The organism is Variovorax sp. P1_H12_2 (genome assembly GCF_056405335.1).
This window is the reverse complement of record NZ_JBFUCI010000779.1, coordinates 1-1,054: the sequence shown is the minus strand read 5'-3', so window position 1 is coordinate 1,054 and position 1,054 is coordinate 1. Positions and strand designations below refer to the sequence as shown.

The following is a 1,054-nucleotide window of genomic DNA, read 5'->3' as shown; positions in this document are numbered from 1 at the left end:
GCATGAATGCGACCGAGAAGGTGATGCTGCGCGAGCTGATCGACCGCATCCGCAAGGACAACCGCACCATCTTGCTGATCGAGCACGACGTGAAGCTGGTGATGGGCCTGTGCGATCGCGTGACCGTGCTCGACTACGGCAAGCAGATCGCCGAGGGCACGCCGGCGGACGTGCAGAGAAATGAAAAAGTGATCGAGGCCTACCTCGGCACGGGAGGGCACTAGATGGCACAGACTCTACTTAAAGTGAGCGGCGTGAAGGTCGCGTACGGCGGCATCCAGGCCGTCAAGGGCATCGACTTCGAGGTCCGCGAGGGCGAGCTGGTGTCGCTGATCGGCTCCAACGGCGCGGGCAAGACGACCACGATGAAGGCCATCACGGGGACGCTGCCTTTCCTCGGCGGCGAGATCGAGTTTCTCGGCAAGAGCATCAAGGGCCGCGGCGCCTGGGACCTGGTCGGCGAAGGCCTGGTGATGGTGCCCGAGGGCCGCGGCGTGTTCACCCGCATGACGATCACCGAGAACCTGCAGATCGGCGCCTATATCCGCAAGGACAAGGCCGAGATCGCGAAGGACATCGACCGCGTCTTCGCGACCTTCCCGCGCCTGAAGGAGCGGGCCACGCAACTGGCCGGCACCATGTCGGGCGGCGAGCAGCAGATGCTCGCGATGGGCCGCGCGCTGATGGCGCGCCCCAAGGTGCTGCTGCTGGACGAGCCGTCGATGGGCCTGTCGCCGATCATGGTCGACAAGATCTTCGAGGTCGTGAAGCAGGTCTACGACCAGGGCGTCACCGTGCTGCTGGTCGAGCAGAACGCCAGCCGCGCGCTGCAGCTGGCCGATCGCGGCTACGTGATGGAGTCGGGCCTGATCACCATGAGCGGCGACGCCAAGATCATGCTCAGCGACCCCAAGGTACGCGCTGCGTACCTTGGGGAATAGTTGCTCGCCCCCAGGTTGCCCGGCACTTCGTGTCCGGGCGCCCACCCCCTACCGGGGGCAACACCGGTGGCCCGGCAAAGCCGGTTCCACGGTGTTTCACCAACGGGCCTGGC

2 protein-coding genes are annotated in these 1,054 nt (G+C 65.7%); both read left to right on the top strand.

Going from position 1 to position 1,054, the window contains the following annotated elements; translation table 11 throughout:
* The coding region (locus AC1D2K_RS35090) for an ABC transporter ATP-binding protein C-terminal domain-containing protein (RefSeq protein ID WP_478095083.1) at positions 1 to 224 on the top strand (224 nt) is incomplete at its 5' end.
* A complete protein-coding gene (locus AC1D2K_RS35085; protein ID WP_478095081.1) occupies positions 225 to 941 on the top strand; it encodes an ABC transporter ATP-binding protein in 717 nt (238 codons plus the stop codon). It abuts the gene before it with no gap.
* Positions 942 to 1,054: the final 113 nt, after the last annotated feature.

Coding starts and splice junctions, on each gene's coding strand:
- AC1D2K_RS35085 (WP_478095081.1), top strand. CDS start 225: ATGGCACAGACTCTACTTAAAGTGAGCGGCGTGAAGGTCGCGTACGGC.